Below are 25138 nucleotides of genomic sequence, written 5' to 3'. Positions count from 1 at the left end.
ATCCGGGCCCCGCCCTGAGGCCCCACTACCAGACGACGACCTTGAGTGCGTCCATGCCCCAGCTCTCGTCATTCAGGTCCTGGATGCCCTCGCCTTCGATGCGGAAGGTGATCACGGCGCTCGACGCGGTGTGGGCGATGCGCTTGAGGCGCGGCTCGCCGCCCAGCCAGTAGGCGCTGTCCAGGTAGTAGGTGCCCTGGCTGAAGCCCAGGTCCACGCGGCGCGCCAGCACGAAGCCGGGCTTGCTGGGCTGGTAACTCTGCACCTGCGACTCGGTGGCGTTGGCGAAGGATTCGCGGAAGACCGAGACGCCGTCGACCTCGACGTTGAGGAAGTCGCCGGACGGGAAGGTGCCGGTGCCATCGAGCGAATCGATCGCGGCGAACAGGAAGTCGATGCCCAGGTGCCTGTGGGCCGGCAGGTCGGTCAGCGTGAGCGTCACCACATTGCCGGTGGCACTGCGCAGCATCTGGCCGCCGAAGACCCGTTTGCCATAGGCCAGGCCGGCATAGCCTTGCACGCCCTCGGTGGCGGCCGTGCCGGGCGCGATCTGCGCCGGGATGCCGTTGTCGAAGCTGGTCTTGAAGACGGTGATCTTGGTGGCGGCGGCCTGGGCGCTGAGGCTGGCAGCGGCCAGGGCGAGGGCAAACAGGGTGCGTGTCATCGGTACGGCTCGAATGAACGGGAACACACGCTGCAACATAGCCGCTCAGGGCCCCGGCGGCACTCCCTAAGGCCGGTCACCTTGCCAGGTGCTACCCACGCCGCGCCGCCTCGACCGCGGCGATGTCGATCTCCGTCATGGTCATCATCGCCTCGAAGGCACGCTTCGCGGCGGCGGGGTCCGGGTCGGCAATCGCCTCGGACAAGGCGCGCGGCGTGATCTGCCAGGACAGGCCCCAGCGGTCCTTGCACCAGCCGCAGGCGCTGGGCTGGCCGCCGTGGTCGATGATCGCGTGCCAGAGCCGGTCGGTCTCGGCCTGGTCCTCGGTCACCACCTGGAACGAAAAGGCCTCGGAGTGGCGGAAGGCCGGGCCGCCGTTCAGGCCCAGGCAGGCGATGCCCAGGACGGTGAACTCGACCGTCAGCACGTCGCCCGCGCGGCCCGAGGGGTAATCGGCCGGCGCCCGGTAGACCGCGCCGACGGCGCTGTCGGCAAACGTGGCCGCGTAGAACTGCGCGGCGTCCAGCGCCGTGCCGTCGTACCAGAGGCAGATGCGGTGTCGGATGTCCATGTTGCTCTCCCGCGGTGGTGCTCAGCGTGCGCCCATCCTACGCGGAGCGGCGCATCGTCCGGGCCGACGGCCGGCGGCGACGGCGGCGTTCCACCGCGCTGAACCCCGCCCAACGTGGGGCTCAGCCAGGGTGCTGCGGCGTGATGCGGCCCAGCCACTGGCGCAGCGCGGCCAGGTCCACCGGCTTGCGCAGGCACGGCAGGTCCAGGGCCTGCAGACGCCCGGCGGTATCGGGCCGCGTGTCACCACTGACGATCAGGGCTGCCAGCGGGTGAGCGCAGCGCCGGCGCAGGCGCTCGATCTGCGCCACACCGTCGCCGCCGGCGTCGGCAGCCAGTTGCAGATCGGTGATCACGCCATCCAGCGCCGGCAGCGTGTCCAGCACGGCTTCGATGGACCGGGCGTCTTCGCCCTCGGTCACCCGGCAGCCCTGGCTGCGCAGCCAGCCGGCCAGCGCACGGCGGCTGCCCTCGTCGTCCTCGATCACCGCCAGGTGCAGGGGGCGCGGCAGCGGTGGCAGCGTTGCCGCTACCACCGCCGCCGAAGCAGGCAGGCCCGCATGGCCGGGCACCCGCAGCTCGAAACAGCTGCCCCGGCCGGGCGCCGAGCGCAGGCTCAGCGGGTGATCCAGTGCGCGGGCCAGGCGCTGCACGATGGCCAGCCCCAGGCCCTGTCCCAGCGCACGCTGGCGCCCCGGGTTGTCCAACTGCACAAAGGGCTCGAAGATCGCCTGCTGGTGCTCGGATGCGATGCCGATGCCGCTGTCGCGCACCTGCAGGCGCCAGAACGGCTGGCCGGTGCCGTCGCGGGCGGCTCGGGCGCACAGCAGCACGGTGCCCTCGGGCGTGTACTTCAGGGCGTTGCCCAGCAGGTTGCGCAGCAGGGACTCCAGCAGCAGCGCGTCGCTCAGCGCGGCCGGCGGCAAGGCATTGCTGACCCGCAGGCTCAGCTGCAGCCCGCGTGACTCGGCCTGGGGCTGGTGTTCGCTGGCCAGGCGCAGCAGCAGGTCGCGCAGGTCCAGCGGGGCCGGCCGGGCGCGGGCTTCGCCGGCCTCGGCGCGCGAGAGGTCCAGCAGGCTGTCGAGCATGCCGCGCAAGGCCTGCACGCAGGCGTTCATCTCGGACAGCATCGCGTGCTGCGCCGGGTCGTTCAGCAGGGGCTCGAACATCGCCGCCCGCAGCGTCAGCGCATGCAGCGGCTGGCGCAGGTCGTGGCTGGCGGCGGCCAGGAAGCGGGTCTTGGCGGCGTCGGCCTGCGCCAGCGCGGTGTTCAGCTCGGCCAGGCGGCGGCCTTCCTGCAGCGCGCGGTCGCGCTGGTCGGCCAGGCGGGCCAGCTCCAGCCGGATCGACAGGGCCAGGCGCTGGGCCTCGGCCGCGCGCCGGTGGGCCTGTTCGCCCAGCGTGGCCGCGCGGCGCTGGTGGCGCAGCGCGCCGGCCAGGTCGCCCAGGGCTTCGCAGGCGCGGGCAGCCTCGTCGTGCAGGCGGCAGGCATCGGCCGGGAAGGTGGCGCCTTCGAAGCCCTCGGGGTCGTGCTGGCGCAGCCGCTCCAGCAGGCCCCAGGCCTCGCGCGCTCGGCCCTGGTCGGTCCAGACCGCCGCCTGCCCCCAGACCCACTCGACCGGCGGGTGCGCCGGGTCGGCGCACAGCGGCAGCGACACATCCAGCCAGTGCTGGGCCAGCTCCAGCCGGCCGGCGCGCTGGTAGACCGAGCCATAGAACGCACTGCGGACCCAGCGCTGGTAGGCGTTGAAGTGCGGCTCCCACGCCGACAGCCGGTCGGCCAGCGCCGCGGCCTGGGCGTGCTGGTCGGTGCCGCTGAGCGCCATCATCAGGTTGATGCCGGCCACATGGATGGCCGGCCACTGGTCGGTGTCGGCGCACAGCGACCAGGCCTCGCGGCAGTGTTCGATCGCGCCCTGGTGGTCGAGCAGGCTGGCCTGGTAACCGCCCAGGCTGCCCAGGGCGATGGCCAGCAGCACCGGAGCATTCGTCGCGCGGGCGGTCTGGATCGCCTCGAAGTGGTGGCGCAGCGCCATCTCGGGCTGCCTGAGCCGCTCGTGTGCCACGGCCAGGCGATGGAGCAGCGTGAAGGTCTGCAGCGGGTGCGTGGGCGGCGCCAGGTGGGCCAGCCAGGGCGTCAGCAGCGCCACCACCTCGTCGGCGCGGTTGTGCCGGTGCAGCCACTGCGTGGCCAGGTCGTCGCAGGCCATGGCCAGCGCCTGCCGGCCCGGGTGGGCCGGGGACAGGCCAGCCAGGTGGCGGCGGGCGTCGGCCAGCGCGTCCTCGTACGCTGCGGTGTCGCCCAGCCAGAGCTGGCGCCGGCCCTCGAATGTGGCGGCCAGGCCCTGGGCCAGCGCGTCATCGGGTGCGTGGGCGCGCAGCGCCGCCACCGCCGGGTTGGGCGCGCAGCGGTCCTGCGCATGCGCCTGCCAGGCCAGGTCGATCAGCGCGGACAGCGGGGCGGCATCAGTCATGCGGGGGGCAGGCCGGGGCGGACGCCTGATGATAGGCCGCGACAGTGCCGCCCAGCAGGCCACGCCGGGCGGCCCCGAGTGTGCTGATCGCCGGTGCGGGGTGGCCTGGGCGCGGCGGGGCCATGGGGCTGCTCAGTAGCAGATCCGCGCCTCGTAGGTGGCGCCCAGCCCGGGGTAGCTGGCCGGCCCCTGGTAGCAGCGGCTGTCATAGGCGCCCAGGTTCCAGGTGGACACCAGCGCGCCGCCCGAGTACAGCTCCACGCGCAGCGCGCCCGGCCCTTGCGGCAGTGCCACCAGCGTGCCGTCGGGGAAGACCATCTGGCCGCCGGCGTCCAGCGGCAGCGGCTCGGGCGCCACCGGCAGGCCGTAGGTGGTGCCGCATTCCAGCAGGTCGTCGCGCCCCATGCACAGGTACAGGCTGGCGGCGGCCGGGAAGCTGATGCTGGGCGTGTAGTTGGCCACCTGGGTCACGGCCGGGTCGTTGTTGTTCTGCGTGCTGGACTCGGCCACGCCCTGCAGCACCTGCGCGCGCCCGGTCAGGGTCAGCGTCTGGCTGGTGTTGGACACGCGCAGCGGCAGGTGCACGGTCTTGGTCTCGCCCACCGCAATGCCGGGCCAGACGCAGGCCAGCACGCGGGTGTTGCTGTTCCAGCTGCAGCCCGGCGGCAGGTTCAGCACCCAGCTGCCATTGCTGCCGCGCTGCAGGTCGGGCGACACGCTGCTGGGCAGGTTGATGTAGCCGCGCGTCTGGCCGGCAGCCGCCACGCCATCGTTGCGCAGACTCAGCGTCCAGAACGCGCCCTTGCCGCGCTGCAGCTGGGCGGGGCCGCTGAAATCGGTGACGATGTCGGGGCGCGGCGTGTTGTTCTGGGCCGCAGCCAGACTGGTGCCCAGGGTCAGGGCGAGCAGAGCCAGGGTCTTGTGCATGGTGGATCCTCTTCAGTGGGGGACAGACAGGTGGCCGTGTGAACCGGCGCCAGGCCAGTGTCTGGCCCGCTCAGCGACGCACACCCGTCCAGTTGGACGGGTCGGCGCCCCCCAGTTCATGGATGATCGACACCCAGCCGACACACCGCGATGAACCTGCCCGTCCTGATCGTCGAAGACCACCCGCTGTTTCGCAGCGCGCTGGCATCCACTGTGCAGGCCGCCGGCCTGGCCGCCGACTGCGTGGCCGTGGGCAGCGCCGCGCAGGCCCGCGCGCTGTGGCGCCCCGGCGTGCGCTACGCGCTGGCGCTGATCGACCAGCGCCTGCCCGACGGCCTGGGCCTGCGCCTGGCCCAGGAGGCCCGCGCCTGGGCCGATCGCTGCGTGCTGTTGACCGGTGCCGAAGAGCCCGGCCTGGCCCACCAGGCGCGCCAGCTGGGCCTGGACGGCTTCATCCCCAAGTCACTGCCCCCTGAAGCGCTGGTGGCCGCGCTGCGCCGCGTGCTGCGCGGCGACCGCTGGTACCCCGAACAACCCACCGTCGCCGCCGCCCCGCTGACCGAACGCCAGCGCCAGGTGCTGCGCGAAGTGGGCCGCGGCCGCTCCAACCGCGAGATCGCCGCCCACCTGGGCATCAGCGAGCGCACGGTGAAGGAACACCTCAGCGTGGTCTTCATCCGCCTGGGCACCAACCGGCGGGCGGAGGCGATTGCACAGGCGACGTCGCTGGGCTTGATTGATTTTGAGGGGGAGGGGTGAGGGGGCTGACGCGCCGGTGGCGATGCCTGGCTGGCGGATGGGGCTGACCGCCTTGCAGCGGCTGCCGTCATCAGGCCCTGGCAGCCGATGGACCGGTGCAGGCACGCCAGGAGACGTCCGGGCGTGGACGTCCCGGTGCGTGCAACGCGACGCTTCACAGGCCTGGGAGTTCGCTCAACGCGCACCCGATCGGCGCAGAACAGCCGCCACGATGGGGTCGATGCACGACGGCGGAAAAGGCGACACGCTGCTGACGTTGATCTCGCAGAGTACATAGCGCTCCGGCCCGCCTGCCCGGGCGTTGCCGAACATGAAGTCGCAGTCCCACAGCAGCGGCAGATGCTCCGCAGACAAGCCCACACATTCGCGCAGCTGGGTGATCCAGCCCGACTCCAGTCGCTGCCTCAGGCTTTGGCAAGACGCCAGGTCCGGCCCGTGATACAGACGGGGGCCTGGCTGGGCGTGGTCGGGATGCAGCGCGTTGATCGCCTGGTGGCCGAACCCGGCCACGCGGTCACCCACCAGGTAGGCGCGAACCATGCCGTCAGCCAGGCGAGGTTGCCAGGCCTGATCGATCATGTGGCCGCCGGCTTCGGGCTCGAAATACGGCGCGAGCAAGGCGATGAAGTCGGCCAGGGCCATGTTCAGGGGGTCGCTACCCCGCTGAGCATGGCGCACCAGCACCTCCTCGCGACCCGTGGCTTCAACACGCCAGATGCCGATGCCGCTGTGGCCGCGGTGCTGCTTGAGCACCCGTGGCCCGGCCTGCAGTCGCACAGGCAGCTCGACCGCCAGTTGCGCCAGACTGTCCACCCGGTGGACATCGCTGCCGAAGGGCAGTTGGCGCGTTGCGAAGAGCACGTCCTTGGTGCCCAGACGCTGCACGGCCTCGGGGTGGGCGCTGACGATGACACCCTGCTGTGCGGCCTCTTGCAGCACGGCGTCCAGCCGATGTCGCCGGCGTCCGCCCTCGATGGGGTTGCACCACACCAGAACCAGTGCCACCTGGCGCAGTTGCTGCGCCACTTCATCGGCGAAGTCCTCATGCCAGATGGCGGGCTCTGCGGCCACGCCTGCGGCCTGGAAGGCGTCGAAGAGCGCCGCGAACCGGCTGGCCGAGGGGTCGGCCCTGTCTCGATCCTCACGGCTGCCCGGGTACAGCAGTGCGACGCGTGGCTGCCCTGATGTCGCTGCGGCGCTCATGAACACCCGCTCCGATCAGAAGCCCAGTGCCGACCGGCCCAGCTGGAACGCCAGGCCGGCGACACCCGCACCCAGCACCACCGGGATCACGCCCAGCTTGAAGCGGAACAAGGCCAGCGCCGCTGCGGCGCCAATGATCGCGCTGGCCCATTCGAAGCGCCCACCGAAACCTTGCGGCCACAAGACGTGGTACGCGAAGAACACGGCCAGGTTCACGATCACGCCCACCACGGCGGCGGTGATGCCCGTCAGCGGTGCGGTGAACGTCAGGTTGCCATGCGTGGATTCGATGAACGGCCCGCCCATCAGGATGAAGAAGAACGAGGGCAGGAAGGTGAAGAAGGTCACCACCACGGCGGCCGCCGTACCGGCCAGGAACAGCGAGTCGCTGCCAAAGATCTGGGTGGTCCAGCCGCCGACGAAGCCCACAAACGCCACCACCATGATCAGCGGCCCGGGCGTGGTCTCGCCGAGTGCCAGGCCGTCGATCATCTGCGGCGCCGTGAGCCATTGGAAATGGTCCACCGCCCCCTGGTAGACGTAGGGCAGCACCGCGTAGGCGCCGCCGAAGGTCAGCAGCGCCGCCTTGGTGAAGAACCAACCCATCTGGGTCAGCACGCCATTCCAGCCGTGCAAGGCCATCAGGCTGCCCAGCGCCACGGCCCAGAGTGTCAGGCCAGCCACCATCACCACCCGGAAGCGCGTCCAGGTGAACCGTGCGTGCGCTGGTGTGGGTGTGTTGTCATCGATCAGCGCCGGACCGAAGTCCTTCCTGGAGGCGCCATGGCCACCACCGGCCTTGAACTTGTCGGGTACCAGCTTGCCGCCCACATAGCCCGTCAGGCCCGCGATCAGCACGATGAGTGGAAACGGCAGATCCAGCGCGAAGATCGCCAGGAACGACCCGGCTGCGATCGACCACAGCCAGGCGTTCTTCAGAGCCCGCGAGCCCACGCGCCACGCTGCATGCACGACCAGCGCCGTCACCGCTGGTTTGATGCCATAGAACAGCCCCGCGATAGCCGGCACTGTGCCGAAGGCCATGTAGACCCACGACAACGCGATCAGCAGGAACAGCGACGGCAGCACGAACAGCCCGCCGGCGACGACACCGCCCCAGGTGCGGTGCATCAGCCAGCCAATGTAGGTGGCCAACTGCTGCGCTTCGGGCCCGGGCAGCACCATGCAGTAGTTCAGGGCGTGCAGGAAGCGGTTCTCCGATATCCAGCGGCGCCGCTCCACGAGCTCCTCATGCATGATGGCAATCTGCCCCGCCGGCCCGCCAAAGCTGATGCAGCCCAGCTTGAGCCAGTAGCGGAAGGCTTCCGCGCGAGAGATGGATGGCGGCGGGGCTTCGGCGTCTGCGGTGTGTTGTTCAGGGGTCACTCGGGGTCTCCAATGCGGCGTAGCAAGCATCAAACACGGACAGCGCTGCTGCCAACAGGGCGTGATCGTCGGCATGCCGGGCTTGCAAGCCTCGGATCAGCATCTCCAGCCCCGGCGCCTCGTCAACGGGCATGCCGCCGATATCGATGCAATGGACCAGCGCAGCCAGCCGCTGCAGCGCCGGGTCGCCCAGCAGACCAAAGGTTTCGGCCACCACCTCGAACGTGACCCGCTCGCCCACATGCGTGAAGGTGGCACCGTCGAAGTCATAGCCCAGCGCCGACTTCGGGCACTTGCGCGCGTCGGCCAGCCAGATGAAGGTGGGGCTTTTGTCGATGAAACGCTGGATCAACCAGGCCGTGGCCAGGCGGTCTACCCACGGGCGCTGGCGTGTGGCCCAGGTGCGTCCCTGAAAATCAGCCACCTCGCACCGCGCGATGGCCGCAGCGGTGGCCGACGGCTCATCTGGCGCGAGATGCAGTTCGATCTCGCGGCGCAACGCGACCATGGCGTCGACAGCCTTGTCGCTGGCCCTGCCCGGGAAGAAGTCAATGGCCTGGATGGCGTGGAGCTGCGTCTGCAGGCCTCGCAGGGTTTTGCGCAGTGTGGCCTCGGTGGCTGACCTGAGCCGGGTGCGCGCCTCCTTGGCGGTCTGCAGGAATTCCGCGTAGAGCTCCGCCCGGTCAAAGAGCGACCTGAACGCCTGCTCCTGCGCATCGTCACGCGCCTGCACCACGAGCAGGTGCGCTACGGCCCCCGCATCGACGATGGTGCGCTCCAGCGCCGAGAGTGCGCTGGCGCTGGGTGCGTGCTCGGGCAGCACATAGACGCCTTCTCGCAACGCGCCGGCACCGGTCGCCCTGAGCGCCCGCCAGACCTTCACCCGAAGCCCGCTGGGCGAGGTCGGCAGGGTCGCGGTCAGGATCAACCAGGAGGTCATGAAGCAATCATCGCATGATGAAACAAATGCTGCAAAGCCGGTATGCCGGGCGCCATCCGACCAGCGTGGCCATGACCGCCTTCCAGCGCCGGACCGACTTCGCGTCCTCGTCCTTCGACCCGGCCCATTGGAGCGGCCTGTCCGAGCGCCTGAGCCGCACGCACGGGAAGAGCCATCATGGTGGATCGGTCGAGGCGCTGGCCGCCCTCCAGCAGCACCTGGCCGAGGCGCAGTCCAGCGAGGACCTGCCGGCCCGTTCAGGACAACGAACTCAAGCGCGAACACCGGCTGCGCACCGGCTCCGTGGCGCTGCACGGGTTGTACGTCGACAGCCTGGGGGCAACGGGCCATGGCCTGAGCCTGTGCCTTGACCTGCTGGCCCGCCGGGCGTCTGGTGCCGCGGGCACCGGTGCGGGCTTCGCCTTTGCGCCGTTCATCGGCGCCGCGGTGGCCGTCGCGTTGGGTGATCGCGACTTCAGCCTGTGGATGCTGCCGGGAAGTACGCCGATGCGGTCGGGCGTGAGGGTCCGTTTGGCGGAGTCACGCGGGCACGAGCACACCCACGACGGCGGCCACCATGACCATGGACACGAGATCGTGCCGCAGGGCGCGCACGGCCACGTGCATCTACATGACGGGGTGACGCACGATCACGCGCAGGTGCCCGATCTTCACCACGCGCACCGGCATGGAGCGACCGGCCAGGCAGCAGCGCGGCCTGCAACGTTGCCCGCCGTCGGGCGTGAACAGCCATGGGCGACGAGGACTCCCTGCACGGCGCGGCGCATCTGAAGCCCGGGCAACTTCGGCGGCCAGTGGGGTGTTCCAAGGCCTGACCGTCCCGGCCATCCCTGGTCCCTCCGACAGGAATCGAACCTGTATCTGGCGCTTAGGAGGCGCCCGTTCTATCCATTGAACTACGGAGAGGCCCGCGCGGTGCGGGGCACTGCGCGAAAGCGCGAATTCTCGCATGCAGGCTGGGCGGGTTACGCTGCGGCACCTGGAAACACGAAGGATGTGCCATGACGATGGTGGGCAAGGTGGGCGTGCTGCTGGCCGTGATCGGCATGGCGGCGCAGCTGGGTGAGGCGGGGCCGTGGGCGGGCTGGGTGCTGCTGGCGGGTCTGGTGGCCTTGGGCGTGGACGTGGTCCGCGGGGTCAAGGCCTTCCTGTCGGCGGACGGGCGCTGAGCCATGGGGACCGCTCGCAGGATGGGTACACGGGTGCTGGGCGCGCTGACGATGGCGCTGGGGATGGCCTGTGCGATGCAGGGCGCGGTGGCACAGACATCGCCGCCGGCGCCGCCGGCCCCCGCGGCCTCCTCCCCGCCGGCCGCCTTTGATGAGGCCCTGGCCGCCCGCACCGGCGCCGATGAGTACGGCATGAAGCGCTATGTGTTCGTGCTGCTGCGCACCGGGCCGAACCGCATGCCCGATGGGCCGGCGCGCGACGAGATGTTCCGCGGCCACTTTGCCAACATGAAGCGCCTGGCCGATGCGGGTCACCTGGTGCTGGCCGGGCCCTTCGATGGCGTGGATGGCTGGCGCGGCCTGTTCATCCTGGCGGTCAAGGACATCGACGAGGCGAAGAAGCTGGCCTCGACCGACCCGGTGCTGGCCTCGGGGGAGATGGTGGCCGAGTACCACCGCTACTTCGGCTCGGCGGCGCTGGTGATGGTCAACGAACTGCACGCCAGACTGGCGAAGAAGTCGTTCTGACACCCGGGCGCCGGGCCTGAACCCTGGTGGCTCAGGCGTTCAGGGCCAGCGCCAGCTCCAGATCAGGTCCACCGCGTTGTCCTCGCCCGACTGCGCACGCAGCGTGAAGCGCTGGGCGATGCGGTAGACCAGCTGCCAGGTGCCGGTGGTGGCGTTGACACCGCGCTCGTAGCCCACATACCAGCGCCGGCTGAGTTGCTTGCCCACGCTCACCACCATCTGCCGCACGTCGTTGGCGTCGGTGGATTGGCGCAGCGAGAAATCGGTCAGGCCCAGGGCCTTCATCACCGCGTCGGTGGGCGCCTCGCCTTCGCCGGCCAGCAAGGCCACGGCGGCGCGCTGCAGCAGCGCGGTGTCGGCTTCGCCCAGGCCGTCGGGCTCGCGGCCCAGCACCAGCCAGCTCAGCTTGTAGGCGTCGCTCATCTCGGGCTCGCTGGCCAGGCGCACGCGCGGGTTGAGCGCGCTGCCGGTGACCTGCACGCCCACCTTCACGTCCAGGTTGGGGCGCACCGCGAAGATGTCCAGCCGCGGGTCTTCCACCGGGCCGTTGAAGCTGAGCACGCCACGTTCGATGTCCAGGTTCTGGCCGTAGGCCACGTAGTGGCCGTCGTCCAGCCGCACGCTGCCGTTGATCGACAGCTTCTGGTTGGCCACGCTGGCCAGCAGCTCGCCGCGCAGCGTGCCGTCGATGCCGCGGCCCTTGATGCGCAGGCGCTCGCCCAGGTCGAGCCTGGCCTTGAGCTGCATGGGCCGCAGGCTGCGGCCGTTGCTGGCGGTGTCGGTGCTGGCCGGGCGGGCGCTGGCGAAGACGACGTCGCTGTCCAGGCCGGGGGCGTCGCCCTGGCTCACATCGACCAGGCCTTCGTCCACCGTCAGGGCGCCGTCCAGCAGCCAGCGCTCGGGGCTCAGGTTCAGCGTGGCCTGGCCGCTGGTGACCAGGCGGCGGTCGATGCGGCCCAGCACCTGGAAGCGCTCGGCCAGGGCTTGCAGGCGCAGCTCGGGGCGAGCGCCCAGGCGGGCCTCGCCCTGCAGCGTGACGCGGCCCTCGCCGCCGCGGAAGCTGAACTGCTCGATGTGGGCGCGCTCGCCGTCCAGGCGCATGTCGACCTGGCCGTCGCTCAGCTGCACGCCCATCAGCGCATGGCGTGCCTCCAGGCGTTCGCCGCTGAGGCGGCCGGTGACCTCGGGAGCGCCGAAGCGGCCACCGAAGCCGGCGGTCACCGCCAGCGCGCCGCCCAGGCGCCAGCCCGGCGGCACCCAGGCGCCCCAGGCGCCCAGGTTGGCCACGCGCAGCTGCAGCACGCCGTTGAGCGGCGCATCGGCGTGGGGCCAGGCCAGCTCGGGGCGGGTCTGCAGCGTGGCCACGCCGGCCATCTCGCCCAGCGCACGCCCAGCCAGGGCCTGGGTGAAGTGCCAGGTGCCGTCGTGCGCCGACAGCGCCAGGCGCAGGTCACTCAGGGCCAGTGGCTGCACGCGGCTGCGCGGGTCGCGCGCGTCGTCCACCATGGCCAGGTCGCCGCCCAGGCGCTCGAAGACCAGTTCGGCGTCAAAGCGGTCCTCACGCCGGATCTGCACCGAGCCGCCCAGGCGCAGGTCGCCGCGCCAGCCCAGCTCGGGCTGGGCGCGGGCCAGCAGCGGGGCCAGCGCGAAGGGCTCGATCTGCGCGTCCAGCGCCAGTGCGGGCGCGGCCACGCCGGGGCGCCAGCGGGCCTCGGCCTGGCGCCAGCGCAGGCGGGTTTCGGGCAGCACCAGCTCGCCGGGCTGCAGCGTGGCGCGCAGCGGGTGGGCCTGGGCATCCAGCTGCAGTTCGGCCTGCAGGCCGCTGCCGGACAACCAGTCGCTGCCGGCGGCGTTGCCGGTGCCCCGGGCACGCAAGCGCAGTTCCGCCAGAGTGGCGTGCCAGTGGCCGGCCCAGCGGTCGCCGTCGGTCTGCCAGCGGCCCTGGCCGGCCAGCCGCAGCTCGGTGCCGTTGCCGCCCGGCGTGCCCAGTGCCTGCGCGAGCAGCTCGCCGGGCCGGGCCGGGCCGCTGGCAGTCAGGCTCAGGCGGTGCTCGGCCAGGCGGCCCTCCACGCGGGCCTGGGCCTGGTCCAGCTGCAGGGCGCCGGCCACCAGACCGCGCAGTTGGGCGTCCAGCAGCAGCGGGCCGTCGGACCCGCCCGGCCAGACCAGGCGGGCCTGGCCCTGGGTGAGTTGCAGGCCGGGCAGTTGCACGGCGTCGGCCTGCCCCTCGGCCTGCCAGGCGCGCTGGCCAGGCGCGCGGCTGGCGGTGGCCTGCAGCCGGCCGCCGGTGGGTGCCCACGCAGGTTCGATCAGGCGCAGCAGCGGCGCGGCCGCGGCCAGCGCGGGGGCGTCCAGGCGCAGCTCGCCCCCCAACGCGTCGGTGTCGCCCTGCCAGCGGGCCTGCAGGCGGTTGCCGGCCAGCTCCAGCTGGGCGCTGCCCTCGCTGCGGGCCTGACGCTCCCAGGTCAGCTGGCCCTGCAGCGGCACGCCGGCCAGCAGGCTGGGCTGCAGCTCGGCGCTGAGCCGCCCCAGCCAGGCCTGGGGCCAGGCGCTCACCGCCGACCCGGCCAGGCGGGCGGTGTCCAGCCGGCCTTGCGCCTGCCACTGACCCTGCAGCCGGTGCGGGCCGCGGCGCCAGGGGCTGTCGGCGGCCAACGGCCACCACAGCGTGGGGTCCAGTTGCTGCAGGCCGCCTTGCAGCTGCAGCTGCCAGCGGCCGCTGCCTTCCGGGACGGCCTGGCCGCTCAGCGTGGCGCGGGCCTCGCCGGCCTTCAGCTCGGCGCGCGCCAGCTGCAGCTGGCGGGCATCGGCCCGCAGGTCCAGCGCCAGTCCCAGGTCCTGCGCCGTCGGCGCGCCGGCGAGCCGGCCCTGCCAATCCGCCGTCAACTGGCCGCGCAGCGCATCGGGCTGCAGCGCCGCACGGCCGGCCAGCCAATCGTCCAGGGACGGCAGACCGCTGAGCCGCCCTGTCAGCGGACCGCTCCAGGTGCTGGCGCGCAGGCGACGGTCCAGTGCCTCGGGGTGCAGGGCGCGCAGCCGGGCGTCCAGCGTCAGGGTGTCGGCCTGCCAGTCGAGTGTGGCGTCGGCCTGGCCGCCATCGGGCAGCGTGGCCTGCAGGCGCTCGAGCGTCAGGCCGCGCGGCAGCATCGCGCCGGCATCGGCCCAGTGCCAGCGGGCCTGCCACTGCAGGCGGGCCAGCGGCAGGCGGGCGCTATCCCAGGGGCCGGCAGCGGCGTTGTCGATGCGGCCTTCCCAGGCCGTGGGTTGACCGGTCTGGCGGGCGGCCAGCGAGACGCTGGCGTCCAGCGCGGTGCGCGGCCAGCCGGCCTGCAGGGCGGACAGGTCCAGCGCCTGGCTGCGCAGTTGCAGCGCGCCCAGCGGCCAGGCGCTGAAGGGTTGGAGCCGGGCCTCGGCATCCAGCGACGGTGCGTTCTGGCCCGCCGGGGCCTCGCCGCGCAGCGTGGCGCGCGCCCGCAGTTCGGCCAGCGGGCCCTCGGCCTGCAGTGTGGCCTGCCAGGGGGTGGCGGCGCCGTCCAGACTGCGTGCCTGCAGCTGGGCCTGCAGCGGCAGCGGCGCGTGGGCGCCCAGCTGCAGCGTGCCGCTGAAGCCGGCCTGGCGGGTCTGGGCCTGGGTGAGCGTCAGCCGGTGTTCGGTGGGGCCGGCGTGCCCGCTGCCGGCCAGGGCCTGCAGGGCTTCGGCCTGGTCGATCTGCAGTCGGCCGATCTGCCAGCGCGCCAGGTCCAGCACCAGCGGCAGCACCAGGCTGTCCGGCACGGGCGTGGGGCCGGACGACGGCGCGCTGCGCCACTGGACGCTGTCGGCCTGCAGTGCCTCGGCCTGCAGGCCCAGCCAGGCGCCATCCGTGGGGCGCCACTGCCAGCGCAGGCCCCGCAGCTGCCAGGCGCCCAGGTCCAGCTGACCGGCGCTGCCTTGCCAGTGCAGCGCGCGGGCGCTCAGGTCCGGTCCGCTCAGCGTGCCCTGCAGCCCGTCGACGCGCAGCCCGGGCACCTGGCCCAGCGCCCAGGCGGCGCCGGCCTCGGTGCGCAGCAGCCAGCCGCCGGCGCCGACGGTGGCGGCCGCCACCAGCCCCAGCGCCAGCAGCGCGGCGGGCCAGCGCCGACCGGGCGGGGCGGGGGCGGCGGGCGCGTCCATCAGAAGGCGATGCCCACGCTCAGGTGCAGGCGCGCGCTGCGCACCTCCTGGCCATAGGCCAGGTCCAGCTTCAGCGGCCCCACGGGGCTGCGCCAGCGCACGCCCAGGCCATAGCCCAGCGCCGGTGAGAAGCCGCGCCAGCTGTCGCTGGCCCGACCGGCATCAACGAACGCGGCCCACCACACCGAGGGCAGCGCGGCCGACACCGGCCGCGCGATCTCGGCGCTGGCGGTGGCCAGCACGCGGCCGCCGGTCAGGCTGCCGTCGGCGCGCGTGGGCGCCAGGCTGCGCCAGGCGTAGCCGCGCACGGATTCGTCGCCACCGGCGCGAAAGCGCAGCGCATCGGGCACCTGCACGTCGTCTCGCATCAGCACCTGGCCGGCCTCCAGGCGCAGCTGGCTGTACCAGCTCTGGCCGATCGGCCAGTAGCCGGTGGCGCGGGCCTGCACGCGGCCGAAGCTGCCGCGGGCGCTGTCGCTGCCATCGGCCGCGCCGAGACCCAGGCCCAGCTGCACGGTGTAGCCGCGGGTGGGCAGCAGGGCGTTGTCGACGCGGCGCATCGTCCAGTCGGCCTGCAGCGACAGCGCCGACAGCGTCTGGCAGGTGCCGGCGGCCAGGCCGCTGGCGCACTCGCGGCTGCGGTCGGCATCGACATGGACGAAACGCTCGATGCCACCGCGGTCGGTGGAGCGGCCCACGCGCAGGCGCTGCAGCAGCACGGTGTCGGTGTCGCCCACGGTGCGGTCCAGCGTGCCGCCCAGCACCCAGCGGCGATAGTCGCGGTCGGGGTGGGTGGAGAGCTCGCCGTCCCAGCTCTGTTCCGACGCGCCCCACAGCAGCTTGTTGCGCAGCGACAGGTCGCGATCGAACAGCCGGCGCTGCACATGCTCCAGCGAGATCCGCGGGCCGGTGTTGGCGCTGTAGCCCACGCCCACGGTGGCGGCCTGACGCGGCGCCTCGTGCAGTTGCACATTGACGGTGGCGGCGCCGGCCTGCGAGGGGTCAGGGTCGAAGCCCACATTGACGCTTTCGTACAGGCCGGTCTTCAGCAGCGTGGTCTGGTAGTCCAGCAGGCGCTGCTCGGTCAGCGCGGCGCCGGTGTCGAAGGGGGCCAGCGCGCGGGCGCGCTCGGGCTGCTGGTGCGTCAGGCCGCTGACCGCGATCACGCCGGCGCGGAACAGCGGGCCGCTGTCGGCCACCAGGAACAGGCGCACGCCGGTCAGCTCGGCGTCGACCTCGGCGGCCGTGCCGGCCCAGCTGGCAGCGGCATAGCCCTGGGCCCGCAGGCTGGCGATCACCGCGTTCTTGGCCTCGCTCCAGGCGGTGTTGGTGAAGGTGCTGCCCGGCGCCAGCGGCCAGCGCTGGCTCAGGCCCTGCTGCAGCGTGCGCGCGTCGCTGTCGCCCCGCTCGGCGCGCTCGACCAGCTCGCCCGTCCACTCGAAGGTCAGACGGCTCACCTGCGCCGCCTCACCTGGCGTGATGCGCAGCGTCAGCGTGCCGTCGTCGGCGCGCTGCACCTCGGCCTGGGCCCGGAACAGGCCCAGCGGCTGCACCAGCTGGCGGGCCTGTGCGGGGGCGCTGCCGATCAGGCGCGACCATTCCAGGTCGCTGAAGCTGGCGGCGTCGGGCTGGGCGATCGCGCGGGCCAGGTCCAGGTGCTTCTCCAGCAGCTCGCGCACCGCGCCCGGGGCCTCGATGCGCAGCCGGGGGACTTTGCCACCGCTGACTGCCGTATCGGCCGCTGGCTGCGTGGCGTCAGGGGCCGAGGCCGTGGCGTCCGGCGCGGCAGGCTGGGCCAGCGCCACCCAGGGTGCCGCCGCCAGCGCCCACAGCGCTGCGGCCAGCCGCGCGCGTCGGCTCATTTGCTGAGCAGTCGCATCGCCCCTTCCAGGCCCTGCAGCGTCAGCGGGAACATGCGCTGGCTCACCAGCTGCTGCACGATCGCGATGCTCTGCCGGTACTGCCAGACGCCTTGCGGCTCGGGGTTGATCCAGGCGAACTTGGGGAAGGCGTGGGTGAGCCGCTGCAGCCATTCGGCGCCGGGCTCCTCGTTGTTGTACTCGACGCTGCCGCCGGGCTGCAGGATCTCGTAGGGGCTCATCGTCGCGTCGCCCACGAAGATCAGGCGCCAGTCCTTGTTGTACTTGCGGATGATGTCCCAGGTGGCGCTCTTCTCGGTGTAGCGCCGGCGGTTGTTCTTCCACATGAAGTCGTAGACGCAGTTGTGGAAGTAGTAGAACTCGAGGTGCTTGAACTCGCTGCGTGCGGCCGAGAAGAGCTCCTCCACACGGTGGATGTGCTCGTCCATCGTGCCGCCCACATCCATCAGCAGCAGCACCTTCACCTTGTTGTGCCGCTCGGGCACCATCTTGATGTCCAGCAGACCGGCGTTGGCGGCGGTGCTGTGGATGGTGTCGTCGAGGTCCAGCTCGAGCTCGGAGCCCTCGCGGGCGAAGCGGCGCAGGCGGCGCAGGGCCACCTTGATGTTGCGCGTGCCCAGCTCCTTGGTGTCGTCGTAGTCGGCGTAGGCGCGCTGGTCCCACACCTTGACCGCGCTGCGGTTCTTGCCCGGGCCGCCGATGCGCACGCCCTGGGGGTTGTAGCCACCGTGGCCGAAGGGGCTGGTGCCGCCGGTGCCGATCCACTTGCTGCCGCCCTCGTGGCGGCCCTGCTGTTCCTCGAGGCGCTTCTTCAGCGTCTCCATCAGCTCGTCCCAGCCCATCTTCTCGATGGCGGCCTTCTGCTCGGGCGTCAGCTCGTTCTCCAGGACCTTGCGCAGCCACTCCAGCGGGATCTCCTTGCCGAAGTCGGTGAGCAGCTCCACGCCCTTGAAGTAGGCCCCGAAGGCGCGGTCGAACTTGTCGTAGTGGGCCTCGTCCTTCACCAGGGTGGTGCGCGACAGGTAGTAGAAGTCGTTCACCGACGGGCCGATCACGCCGGCCTTGAGCGCCTCGAGCAGCGTCAGGTACTCCTTGACCGACACCGGCAGCTTGGCGGAACGCAGCGTGTAGAAGAAATCGATCAGCATGGTGTCGGTGCGCCACGACGGCGTCAGAGGCCGATTGTGCCGAATCCGGACCGTCCAGGGGCGACCAGGGGGACAGCGTTGCCGGCTTGTGCCCATAATGCGCGCAGAGACACCGGGGAGGTCCGGGCCGTGAACAACGTCAACAACACCCTGCTGGCTGTCCTGGCCGTCCAGGCTGCGCTGTGCGGCGCGGGCTGGTGGGTGGGTGCGGCCACGCTGAGCCTGTCGCGCTCGGCCGCGCTGCACTGGATGGGGCCGTGCCTGTGCATCGGCCTGGGCTCGGTGCTGTTCATGCCCGGCCTGGACGTGCCGCTGGCGCTGAGCCTGCCAGCGCGCAACCTGCTGGTGCTGGTGGGCTGCATGCTGCTGCGCCGTGGCAATGCGCTGTTCCTGCGCGGCGACACGGCCGACCTGGAGCAGGCGCTGCTGCTGGCCGTGGCGGTGCTGGCGATGCTGCTGATCGGCATGGAGCCGGGCGAGCAGTGGGTGCGGGCGCTGACCTTGTCGTCGGCGATTGGCTGGGTGCTGCTGCGCGGTGGCATCGAACTGGTGCGCGGCCTGACCCGCGAGCACAGCTGGGCCGGCGCCCTGACGATCAGCCTGCCGATGCTGCTGCTGGGGGCGGCGCTGATGGGCCGCGCCGCGGCGGCGCTGGTGGTGCCGCCGCAGTCGCCGATGCTCGACCTGTCGCAGCCCAGCTCGGCCGGCACCGGCCTGCTGCTGACCGCCTTGCTGGTGTTCGGCACCACCCAGCTGATGCTGCTGTACCTGGTGATCATGCGCCTGGTGCGCCGTCTGCGCGAGGTGGCCAGCCAGGACCCGCTGACCCGCCTGCTCAACCGCCGCGCCTGGATGCTGGCGCTGCAGGCCGAGCGCGTGCGCATGCAGCGCCATCCCTGCGCCACCGCCATGGCGGTGATCGACATCGACGGCTTTCGCCACCTCAACCAGCGCTACGGCAATGCCCAGGGCGACGAGTTGCTGCAGCAGTTGGCCCGCTGCCTGGAAGAGACCGCCCGCGCCACCGATGTGGTGGCCCGCCTGGGTGCCGACCAGTTCGGCGTGCTGCTCTCCGACACCGACGCCGATGGCGCCACCGAGGCCGCCGAGCGCCTGCGCCAGGCCGTGGCCGGTCTGAACCTGCGCGTGGGCGAGGAGCGCGTGCCCCTGACCATCAGCGTCGGCGTGGCGGTGCAGCCGGCCGATCTGGCCCTGCAGCTGTCCTTCTCGGCCCTGCAGCTGCGCGCCGACGAGGCGCTCAGCTCGGCCAAGGCCGGCGGCGGCAACCGGGTGCAGATCGACCGTCGGCCGGTCAGCCTGGTGCTGGCCTGATTAAGGCAACGCTGAACACGTCCCTCGCGGCGTGCGCATCCCTGCTTCGGGCGGTCTGCGGCGTTGCACATCCTCGCCATAGCCCGGGCTATGGCTGTGGTGTGCGCCTGGCAGCCCATCCCGAACCAGGGCGCGCCCATCCGCGGCGACGTGTTCAGCGTCGCCTCAGGCCTTCACCCGGTCGTAGCGCGCCAGCCAGTCGAAGAAGGCCTGGTGCCACTGCCGGCTGTTGCGCGGCTTGAGCACCCAGTGGTTCTCGTCCGGGAACCACAGCATGCGGGCCGGCACGCCGCGCGCCTTGAGGGTGTTGTAGTAGGCAAAGCCCTGGGCATCGGGCACGCGGTAGTCCAGCGCGCCGTGCACCACCAGGGTGGGCGTGCTGAAGCCGCTGGCAAAGGCATGTGGGCTCTGCGAGGCGATCTTGGCCGGGTCCTCCCAGTACCAGGCGCCCATCTCGTCGCCGGTCCAGGGCCAGCAGTCGTCGGCGAACATCGCCGTCCAGTCGTAGCAGCCGGCATGGCACACGTAGGCGGCGTAGCGGCCCGGGGCGCAGTGGCCGTTCATCCAGGCCACCATGTAGCCGCCGTAGCTGCCGCCGCTGGCGAAGACACGGCGCTTGTCCACCCAGCGCCTGGCCAGCAGCCAGTCGGTGGCGGCCTCGATGTCCTGCAGCTCCAGCTCGCCCCAGCGGTGCGAGATCGAGTCCTTGAAGGCATGGCCGAAGCTGCTGGAGCCGTGGTAGTTGACGCTGGCCACCACATAGCCCTGCGCCGCGAAGACCTTGTTGTTCCAGCGCCAGTGCCAGTTGTCGCCGGGCGCGGTGTGCGGCCCGCCATGGATGGTGTGCAGCACCGGGTGCTTCTTCTTCGGGTCGAAGCCGGGCGGGTAGTGCAGCCACACCTGCACCGCATCGCCCAGTGCGCCGGTGATCCAGACCTCCTCGGTGCGGCCCAGCTCGAAGGCGGCCAGCGCGCGGTCGTTGAGGTGCTCCATGCGGCGTGGCTCGTCGCCGGGCAGGTGGGCCTGCAGTCGGGCGGGGTGATCGGCGCAGTCGGCCAGCGTGACCAGGGTGCCGGCGGCCTTGTCGAAGGCCAGCACCCAGCCGCCCTCGACCACCACCTCGGCGCGGCGGTCGGGCAGGTCGAAGCGCCACAGGTGCTGGCGGCCGCGCTGCTCGGCGGTGAACAGCAGGGCCTGGCCGTCGTCCTCCCAGTGCAGCGGCGCCTGCACCTCGTGGTCCCAGGTGGCGCTGGGCACCTCCCAGGCGCCGTCCTCGCGGCGCCACAGGCCCAGCTGCTGCGGCATCGTGTGCTTCTGGCCGCGATGGCAGGCCAGGAAGGCCACGGCCTCGCCGTCGGGCGCGTAGGCGGGCTTGGTGAAGCCCCACTCGGCGTCCTGCGCCAGCGTCTGGAAGCGCCGGCTGCGCAGGCGCAGCTCGACGATCGCCGGTCGGCTGTCGGTGCGCTTGGCCGGGTCCGGGTCCCAGGCGAAGACCAGGCTCTGGCCGTCCGGAGCGATGTCGAAACACAGCTCGTCGGGCTCGAAGCGGGTCAGCTCATAGGGCGTGCCTTCGAACAGATCGGTGGTGCGTCCGGTGTCCAGGTCCAGCACCAGCAGATGCGGCACGCGGTCCATCGGGATCATGTGGTCCCAGAAGCGCACGATCTCGGCGTCGCTGTCGATGCCGGTTTCCTTGCGCTCGGTGAAGGCCAGGTGCGCCTTGGCCTGGGCCGCCGCGCCCTTCAGGCCCGGCCGCACCCACGAGACGAAGGCGATGCGCCGGCCATCGGGGAACCACTTGAAGCCGCCGACGCCGGTGGCCACGCTGCCGACGCGGCGGGCCTCGCCGCCGTCGGGCGGGATCACGTAGAACTGCGGCTCGCTGTCCTTGGCGCCCTCCTGCTCGCGACGGGCGACGAAGCCGACCAGGTCGCCCTGCGGCGAGAAGCGCGGCGCGCCGTCCTTGTCGCCGCAGCGGGTCAGCTCGCGCGGGCGACCGCCCAGCGTGGAGAACAGCCACAGTGCGGTCGGCGTCCGGTTGGCGGCCATGTCGGGCCGGGTGACCGCGGCCACCGCCTGGGCGCCGTCGGGGGACAGGCTGGGCGCACCGATCCTCGCCAGGCGCCAGAGATCGTCGATCGTGAAGGGCTTGTGGCGCGGCATGATGGGTGGGTCTCCTCAGCGGGGCCGGCTCAGCTGGTGGTCCAGGTGCTGCCGGATGGTCGGCCATTCGGCCGCGGTGATGCTGTAGACGGCGGTGTCGCGCAGGCTGCCGTCGGCGGTGCGTTGGTGGGCACGCAGCATGCCGTCGAGCTGGGCGCCCAGGCGCTCGATCGCTCGGCGGCTCTGGGTGTTCAGCCGGTGGGTGCGGAACTCCACCGCGATGCAGTCCAGCGTGTCAAAGGCGTGCGCCAGCAGCATCCGCTTGCACTCGGTGTTCAGCGCGGTGCGCTGCACCCGCTGCGCATACCAGGTGCTGCCGATCTCGACCCGGCGGTGCACGCGGTCGATGTTCATGTAGGTGGTCATGCCCGCCGGCACGCCCTGCGCATCCAGCACCGCGAAGGGCAGCATGCTGCCGGCGGCGTGCAGGCCCAGGCGGCGCTCGATCTCGGCGGCCACGGCCTCGGGGCGCGGCACGGCGGTGTACCAGAGCCGCCACAGCTCGCCCTCGCGCACGGCCTCGGCCAAGGCGGGCGCATGGGTGGCGTCCAGCGGCACCAGGCTGGCGTGCTGGCCGCGCAGGGTCACCGGCTGCAGCAGTTCACTCATCCCGGTCTCCCGACTGGGCGCGGCGCCAGGCGCGCGCGCCCTGCAGGCCCAGGCCGCCACCCAGGCCGACCAGCACGATGGCGCCGATGCTCTCGCCGCCATAGCCCTGGGCGAACAGGTCCCAGCCCAGCCCGCGGCCCAGCCAGAAACCGGCCAGCGCGCCGCCGACGAAACCCACCGCGTCGGAGACGCCCTCGACCCAGGGGCTCAACGGTTCCTCGACTGCATGAAGACCAGCTTCTCGAACAGCGTCACGTCCTGCTCGTTCTTCAGCAGCGCGCCCACCAGCGGCGGCAGCACCACCTTCTCGTCGCCGCTGCGCAGCACCTCGGCCGGGATGTCCTCGGCCACCAGCAGCTTGAGCCAGTCGATCAGCTCGCTGGTGCTGGGCTTCTTCTTCAGGCCGGGCAGGTTGCGCACGTCGTAGAAGCTCTTCATCGCCGCGGCCAGCAGCTCCTGCTTCAGGCCGGGGAAGTGCACCGCCACGATCTTCTTCATCGTGTCGGCATCGGGGAACTTGATGTAGTGGAAGAAGCAGCGGCGCAGGAAGGCGTCGGGCAGCTCCTTCTCGTTGTTCGAGGTGATGAAGACCAGCGGCCGGTGCTTGGCGCGGATCGTCTGGCGCGTCTCGTAGCAGTGGAACTCCATGCGGTCGATCTCGCGCAGCAGGTCGTTCGGAAACTCGATGTCGGCCTTGTCGATCTCGTCGATCAGCAGCGCCACTGGCGTGTCCGATTCAAAGGCCTGCCACAGCGTGCCCTTGACGATGTAGTTGCGGATGTCGCGCACCTTTTCGGCGCTCTCGGCATCGGACAGTTGGCTGTCGCGCAGGCGACTCACCGCGTCGTACTCGTACAGGCCCTGGTGGGCCTTGGTGGTGCTCTTGATGTGCCACTCCAGCAGCGGCAGGCCCAGCGCGCGGGCGGCCTCCTCGGCCAGCATGGTCTTGCCGGTGCCGGGCTCGCCCTTGACCAGCAACGGGCGCTTGAGCGTGATCGCGGCGTTGACCGCCAGCATCAGGTCATCGGTGGCGACGTAGTTCTCGGTGCCTTGGAATTTCATGGGCGGCTGACAGGGGTGAACGGTTCAGTATATGCGTGGCATCCACGCCACGCGCCACCAGGGTTGCCCGGACCAATCGGGCGGGCAATTGCGCGGGTAATCGGGCCTGTTTTCCCCCCTTTCCGGCCTCGGCGCGCTGGCACAGTGGTGACCGATCCCAACCGGTGCGCGCAGCCTCGCGTGCCGAAGGGGCACCCCACCCACGCCATGCTGAAGAAGATCCCCGTTTCCCAAGTCCGCCTGGGCATGCACCTGCATGCGCTGGAGGGGGCGTGGATCGACCACCCGTTCTGGAAGACCAAGTTCGTCATCCGCGACCGGGAAGACCTGCTGAAGCTGCAGAACAGCGCGATCACCGAGGTCTGGATCGACCCCGACAAGGGCCTGGATGTGGCCGAGGCGGGCGATGACCGACCCGTCCCCCGGCGCGCGGCGCCCGTGGCGAGCCCTGCGCCGAGCGGTTCGCCCATGCCGGCGGCCAGCGCCGCGGCGCGTGCGGCGCCCGCCGAGCCGCCAGCGCCGCCAGCCACGCGCAGCCTGCGCGAAGAGCTCAGCCAGGCCGCCGCGCTCTACCGCCAGAGCAGGGCCCAGGTCACCTCGATGTTCAACGAGGCCCGGCTGGGCAAGGCGATCGACGCCGAGCAGTGCCTGCCGCTGGTCGAGGAGATCTCGAGCTCGGTGTTCCGCAATCCGGGCGCGCTGGTGAGCCTGGCGCGCCTGAAGACCGCCGATGACTACACCTACATGCACTCGGTGGCGGTGTGCGCGCTGATGGTGGCCCTGGGCCGCGAGCTGGGCCTGAACGAGGCCGAGTGCCGCGAGGCCGGCTTCGCCGGACTGCTGCACGACCTGGGCAAGGCGGCGATGCCGCTGGAGGTGCTGAACAAGCCCGGCAAGCTGACCGACGAGGAGTTCGGCATCATGAAGTCGCACCCCGAGCGCGGCTGGGAGATGCTGTCCGAATCGGGCAGCGTGGGCGAGGGAGCGCTGGACGTGTGCCTGCACCACCACGAGCGCATGGACGGCACCGGCTACCCGCACCGCCTGCCGGCCGAGCAGATCAGCCGCCTGGCCCGCATGGGCGCGGTCTGCGATGTCTATGACGCGATCACCTCCAACCGGCCCTACAAGGCCGGCTGGGACCCGGCCGAATCCATCGCCAAGATGGCCTCGTGGAAGGGCCATTTCGACCCGGCGATCTTCGCCGCCTTCGTCAAGAGCCTGGGCATCTACCCGGTGGGCTCGCTGGTGCGTCTGAAATCGGGCCGGCTGGCGGTGGTGATCGAGCAGAACCCCAGCGCGCTGACGGCGCCCTTCGTCAAGGTCTTCTTCTCGACCAAGTCGCAGATGCCGATGGCGCCGCAGGTGCTGGACCTGTCGTCATCGACCGACCGCATCGAGGCACGCGAGAACCCCGCCACCTGGGGCTTCAAGCACCTGGACGAGCTGTGGGCGGGCGACGCGCTGCCGGCGCGCCGCTGATCACTCCAGCGGCGCGACAAAGCGCTCGAAGCGCGGCGACCAGCGGCCCAGGATGTCGGCCGACACCAGCGTGCGCGTGGCGCGGCCGATCAGCAGCTCGCGCGGCACGCTGCCGATGAAGCGCGAATCCTCGCTGTTGTCGCGGTTGTCGCCCATCATGAAGTAGTGGTCGGCGGCCAGCGTCACCGGCCCGAAATCGCGGCCATGACCCGCGCCACCCAGGAACTGCACCGCGTGCTGGTGGCCGGCCAGGTCTTCGCGCGCGCGCAGCGCCGGCCAGATCACGCCCGGTGCCACCGGCTCCGCCACCTCGTGCGGCGCGCTGTAGGCCTGCTCGGTGCCATTGATCAGCAGGCGCCCGGCGCGCACCTCGACCTGGTCGCCCGGCAGGGCCACCAGGCGCTTGATCAGGCGCGTGCCGTCGCGCGGTGAATCGAAGGTGACGATGTCGCCGCGCTGCGGCTCGCCCAGGCGGGCCAGCACCACATGGGTCAGTGGCAGCTTCAGGTCGTAGGCCAGGCGGTCGACCAGCACCACGTCGCCCTCCAGGATGGTGGGCCGCATCGAGCCCGAGGGCACCGGGTTCCAGTCGGCCACGGCGGTGCGCAGCAGGCCCATGCCCAGCAGCAGGGCGAGAAAGCCACGGTTGTTCTTCAGCCAGGTGCGCAT

At 71.6% G+C, this 25138-nt stretch carries 21 protein-coding genes and 1 tRNA gene; 6 read left to right on the top strand and 16 right to left on the bottom strand.

Features of this window, described 5'->3' with window-relative positions; genetic code table 11:
* Positions 1-25: 25 nt before the first annotated feature.
* The 4 genes from KAK03_RS14980 to KAK03_RS14965 all read right to left on the bottom strand — a co-directional run bounded on the left by KAK03_RS14980 (position 26) and on the right by KAK03_RS14965 (position 4635).
* The gene (locus KAK03_RS14980; protein ID WP_210854787.1) at positions 26-664 is read right to left on the bottom strand and encodes a PEP-CTERM sorting domain-containing protein; all 639 of its coding nucleotides are present in this window, start codon (positions 662-664) and stop codon (positions 26-28) included.
* A 91-nt stretch (positions 665-755) separates the two neighbouring features.
* Positions 756-1235, bottom strand: a complete 480-nt coding sequence (locus KAK03_RS14975) for a VOC family protein (RefSeq protein WP_210854785.1) — start codon at positions 1233-1235, stop codon at positions 756-758.
* Between the two features lie 121 nt (positions 1236-1356).
* Positions 1357-3708 (bottom strand): hybrid sensor histidine kinase/response regulator, encoded by a 2352-nt coding sequence (locus tag KAK03_RS14970; protein ID WP_210854783.1) that lies wholly within the window; start codon positions 3706-3708, stop codon positions 1357-1359.
* A 132-nt stretch (positions 3709-3840) separates the two neighbouring features.
* Positions 3841-4635: a hypothetical protein gene (locus KAK03_RS14965; RefSeq protein ID WP_210854781.1), complete on the bottom strand. Its 795-nt coding sequence runs from the start codon at positions 4633-4635 to the stop codon at positions 3841-3843.
* Positions 4636-4785: 150 nt separating this feature from the next.
* On the opposite strand from KAK03_RS14965, the gene KAK03_RS14960 reads away from it, so the two are divergent.
* A complete protein-coding gene (locus KAK03_RS14960) occupies positions 4786-5394 on the top strand; it encodes a response regulator transcription factor (protein ID WP_210854779.1) in 609 nt (202 codons plus the stop codon).
* A 174-nt stretch (positions 5395-5568) separates the two neighbouring features.
* On the opposite strand, the gene KAK03_RS14955 is transcribed toward KAK03_RS14960, so the two are convergent.
* The 3 genes from KAK03_RS14955 to KAK03_RS14945 are packed head-to-tail and all read right to left on the bottom strand — an operon-like array spanning position 5569 to position 8923.
* Positions 5569-6597 carry a Cj0069 family protein gene (locus KAK03_RS14955; protein ID WP_210854777.1) on the bottom strand — a complete coding sequence of 343 codons (1029 nt, stop codon included), beginning with the start codon at positions 6595-6597 and terminating at the stop codon, positions 5569-5571.
* Positions 6598-6612: 15 nt separating this feature from the next.
* The gene (gene chrA, locus KAK03_RS14950; protein ID WP_210854952.1) at positions 6613-8013 is read right to left on the bottom strand and encodes a chromate efflux transporter; all 1401 of its coding nucleotides are present in this window, start codon (positions 8011-8013) and stop codon (positions 6613-6615) included.
* Positions 7973-8923, bottom strand: a complete 951-nt coding sequence (locus tag KAK03_RS14945; protein WP_210854775.1) for a chromate resistance protein ChrB domain-containing protein — start codon at positions 8921-8923, stop codon at positions 7973-7975. The genes chrA and KAK03_RS14945 overlap by 41 nt, the downstream gene beginning before the upstream one ends.
* A gap of 177 nt (positions 8924-9100) precedes the next feature.
* Between KAK03_RS14945 and KAK03_RS14940 the strand changes: the two genes are divergently transcribed.
* Entirely contained in the window at positions 9101-9715 is a 615-nt protein-coding gene (locus KAK03_RS14940; protein WP_210854773.1) for a hypothetical protein, read from the top strand.
* 60 nt (positions 9716-9775) lie between these two features.
* Here the strand turns inward: KAK03_RS14940 and KAK03_RS14935 are convergent.
* Positions 9776-9850: transfer RNA gene (locus KAK03_RS14935), tRNA-Arg, on the bottom strand.
* Between the two features lie 95 nt (positions 9851-9945).
* Here KAK03_RS14935 and KAK03_RS14930 point away from each other — a divergent pair.
* Positions 9946-10113 carry a hypothetical protein gene (locus KAK03_RS14930; protein WP_210854771.1) on the top strand — a complete coding sequence of 56 codons (168 nt, stop codon included), beginning with the start codon at positions 9946-9948 and terminating at the stop codon, positions 10111-10113.
* Positions 10114-10134: 21 nt separating this feature from the next.
* Entirely contained in the window at positions 10135-10641 is a 507-nt protein-coding gene (locus KAK03_RS14925) for a YciI family protein (protein ID WP_210854769.1), read from the top strand.
* Between the two features lie 39 nt (positions 10642-10680).
* Here the strand turns inward: KAK03_RS14925 and KAK03_RS25435 are convergent, their stop codons facing one another.
* The 3 genes from KAK03_RS25435 to KAK03_RS14910 are packed head-to-tail and all read right to left on the bottom strand — an operon-like array spanning position 10681 to position 17821.
* On the bottom strand, positions 10681-14793 hold the full coding sequence (locus tag KAK03_RS25435; protein WP_210854767.1) for a translocation/assembly module TamB domain-containing protein: 4113 nt from the start codon (positions 14791-14793) through the stop codon (positions 10681-10683).
* A complete protein-coding gene (locus KAK03_RS14915) occupies positions 14793-16655 on the bottom strand; it encodes an autotransporter assembly complex protein TamA (RefSeq protein ID WP_210854765.1) in 1863 nt (620 codons plus the stop codon). Before KAK03_RS14915 ends, KAK03_RS25435 begins: the two co-directional genes overlap by 1 nt.
* Positions 16652-17821 (bottom strand): vWA domain-containing protein, encoded by a 1170-nt coding sequence (locus KAK03_RS14910; RefSeq protein ID WP_210854763.1) that lies wholly within the window; start codon positions 17819-17821, stop codon positions 16652-16654. The genes KAK03_RS14915 and KAK03_RS14910 overlap by 4 nt, the downstream gene beginning before the upstream one ends.
* Positions 17822-17950: 129 nt before the next feature.
* Here KAK03_RS14910 and KAK03_RS25430 point away from each other — a divergent pair, with 129 nt between their 5' ends.
* The gene (locus tag KAK03_RS25430) at positions 17951-19153 is read left to right on the top strand and encodes a GGDEF domain-containing protein (RefSeq protein WP_210854762.1); all 1203 of its coding nucleotides are present in this window, start codon (positions 17951-17953) and stop codon (positions 19151-19153) included.
* 165 nt (positions 19154-19318) lie between these two features.
* Here the strand turns inward: KAK03_RS25430 and KAK03_RS14900 are convergent, their stop codons facing one another.
* Genes KAK03_RS14900 through KAK03_RS14885 form a run of 4 tightly spaced genes read right to left on the bottom strand, consistent with a single transcriptional unit; the run spans position 19319 to position 22987 of the window.
* Positions 19319-21316 (bottom strand): S9 family peptidase, encoded by a 1998-nt coding sequence (locus KAK03_RS14900; RefSeq protein WP_210854760.1) that lies wholly within the window; start codon positions 21314-21316, stop codon positions 19319-19321.
* A gap of 15 nt (positions 21317-21331) precedes the next feature.
* Positions 21332-21925, bottom strand: a complete 594-nt coding sequence (locus KAK03_RS14895) for a GNAT family N-acetyltransferase (RefSeq protein WP_210854758.1) — start codon at positions 21923-21925, stop codon at positions 21332-21334.
* Positions 21918-22136: a hypothetical protein gene (locus KAK03_RS14890; protein ID WP_210854757.1), complete on the bottom strand. Its 219-nt coding sequence runs from the start codon at positions 22134-22136 to the stop codon at positions 21918-21920. Before KAK03_RS14890 ends, KAK03_RS14895 begins: the two co-directional genes overlap by 8 nt.
* Positions 22133-22987, bottom strand: a complete 855-nt coding sequence (locus tag KAK03_RS14885) for an AAA family ATPase (RefSeq protein WP_210854756.1) — start codon at positions 22985-22987, stop codon at positions 22133-22135. Before KAK03_RS14885 ends, KAK03_RS14890 begins: the two co-directional genes overlap by 4 nt.
* Before the next feature lie 207 nt (positions 22988-23194).
* On the opposite strand from KAK03_RS14885, the gene KAK03_RS14880 reads away from it, so the two are divergent.
* Complete coding sequence (locus KAK03_RS14880) at positions 23195-24469, top strand: cyclic di-GMP phosphodiesterase (protein WP_210854754.1); 1275 nt, start codon at positions 23195-23197, stop codon at positions 24467-24469.
* Here KAK03_RS14880 and lepB read toward each other — a convergent pair whose 3' ends face one another.
* Positions 24470-25138, bottom strand: coding sequence for a signal peptidase I (gene lepB / locus KAK03_RS14875; protein WP_210854752.1), 669 nt, complete (start codon positions 25136-25138; stop codon positions 24470-24472).

It is taken from the genome of Ideonella alba (assembly GCF_018069845.1).
Lineage (GTDB): Bacteria > Pseudomonadota > Gammaproteobacteria > Burkholderiales > Burkholderiaceae_C > Ideonella > Ideonella alba.
The sequence above is the reverse complement of the archived record's forward strand: the minus strand, read 5'-3'. Positions and strand labels throughout refer to the sequence as shown.

What these genes read in the sequence shown, in the direction of transcription:
- KAK03_RS25435 (WP_210854767.1), bottom strand. Translation starts at nt 14,793, where the DNA reads ATGGACGCGCCCGCCGCCCCCGCCCCGCCCGGTCGGCGCTGGCCCGCC.
- KAK03_RS14940 (WP_210854773.1), top strand. Translation starts at nt 9,101, where the DNA reads ATGGTGGATCGGTCGAGGCGCTGGCCGCCCTCCAGCAGCACCTGGCCG.
- KAK03_RS14980 (WP_210854787.1), bottom strand. Translation starts at nt 664, where the DNA reads ATGACACGCACCCTGTTTGCCCTCGCCCTGGCCGCTGCCAGCCTCAGC.
- KAK03_RS14960 (WP_210854779.1), top strand. Translation starts at nt 4,786, where the DNA reads ATGAACCTGCCCGTCCTGATCGTCGAAGACCACCCGCTGTTTCGCAGC.
- KAK03_RS14965 (WP_210854781.1), bottom strand. Translation starts at nt 4,635, where the DNA reads ATGCACAAGACCCTGGCTCTGCTCGCCCTGACCCTGGGCACCAGTCTG.
- KAK03_RS14975 (WP_210854785.1), bottom strand. Translation starts at nt 1,235, where the DNA reads ATGGACATCCGACACCGCATCTGCCTCTGGTACGACGGCACGGCGCTG.
- chrA (WP_210854952.1), bottom strand. Translation starts at nt 8,013, where the DNA reads ATGCTTGCTACGCCGCATTGGAGACCCCGAGTGACCCCTGAACAACAC.
- KAK03_RS14955 (WP_210854777.1), bottom strand. Translation starts at nt 6,597, where the DNA reads ATGAGCGCCGCAGCGACATCAGGGCAGCCACGCGTCGCACTGCTGTAC.
- lepB (WP_210854752.1), bottom strand. Translation starts at nt 25,138, where the DNA reads ATGCGCACCTGGCTGAAGAACAACCGTGGCTTTCTCGCCCTGCTGCTG.
- KAK03_RS14910 (WP_210854763.1), bottom strand. Translation starts at nt 17,821, where the DNA reads ATGCTGATCGATTTCTTCTACACGCTGCGTTCCGCCAAGCTGCCGGTG.
- KAK03_RS14945 (WP_210854775.1), bottom strand. Translation starts at nt 8,923, where the DNA reads ATGACCTCCTGGTTGATCCTGACCGCGACCCTGCCGACCTCGCCCAGC.
- KAK03_RS14900 (WP_210854760.1), bottom strand. Translation starts at nt 21,316, where the DNA reads ATGCCGCGCCACAAGCCCTTCACGATCGACGATCTCTGGCGCCTGGCG.
- KAK03_RS14925 (WP_210854769.1), top strand. Translation starts at nt 10,135, where the DNA reads ATGGGTACACGGGTGCTGGGCGCGCTGACGATGGCGCTGGGGATGGCC.
- KAK03_RS14895 (WP_210854758.1), bottom strand. Translation starts at nt 21,925, where the DNA reads ATGAGTGAACTGCTGCAGCCGGTGACCCTGCGCGGCCAGCACGCCAGC.
- KAK03_RS14885 (WP_210854756.1), bottom strand. Translation starts at nt 22,987, where the DNA reads ATGAAATTCCAAGGCACCGAGAACTACGTCGCCACCGATGACCTGATG.
- KAK03_RS14915 (WP_210854765.1), bottom strand. Translation starts at nt 16,655, where the DNA reads ATGAGCCGACGCGCGCGGCTGGCCGCAGCGCTGTGGGCGCTGGCGGCG.
- KAK03_RS14930 (WP_210854771.1), top strand. Translation starts at nt 9,946, where the DNA reads ATGACGATGGTGGGCAAGGTGGGCGTGCTGCTGGCCGTGATCGGCATG.
- KAK03_RS14970 (WP_210854783.1), bottom strand. Translation starts at nt 3,708, where the DNA reads ATGACTGATGCCGCCCCGCTGTCCGCGCTGATCGACCTGGCCTGGCAG.
- KAK03_RS14880 (WP_210854754.1), top strand. Translation starts at nt 23,195, where the DNA reads ATGCTGAAGAAGATCCCCGTTTCCCAAGTCCGCCTGGGCATGCACCTG.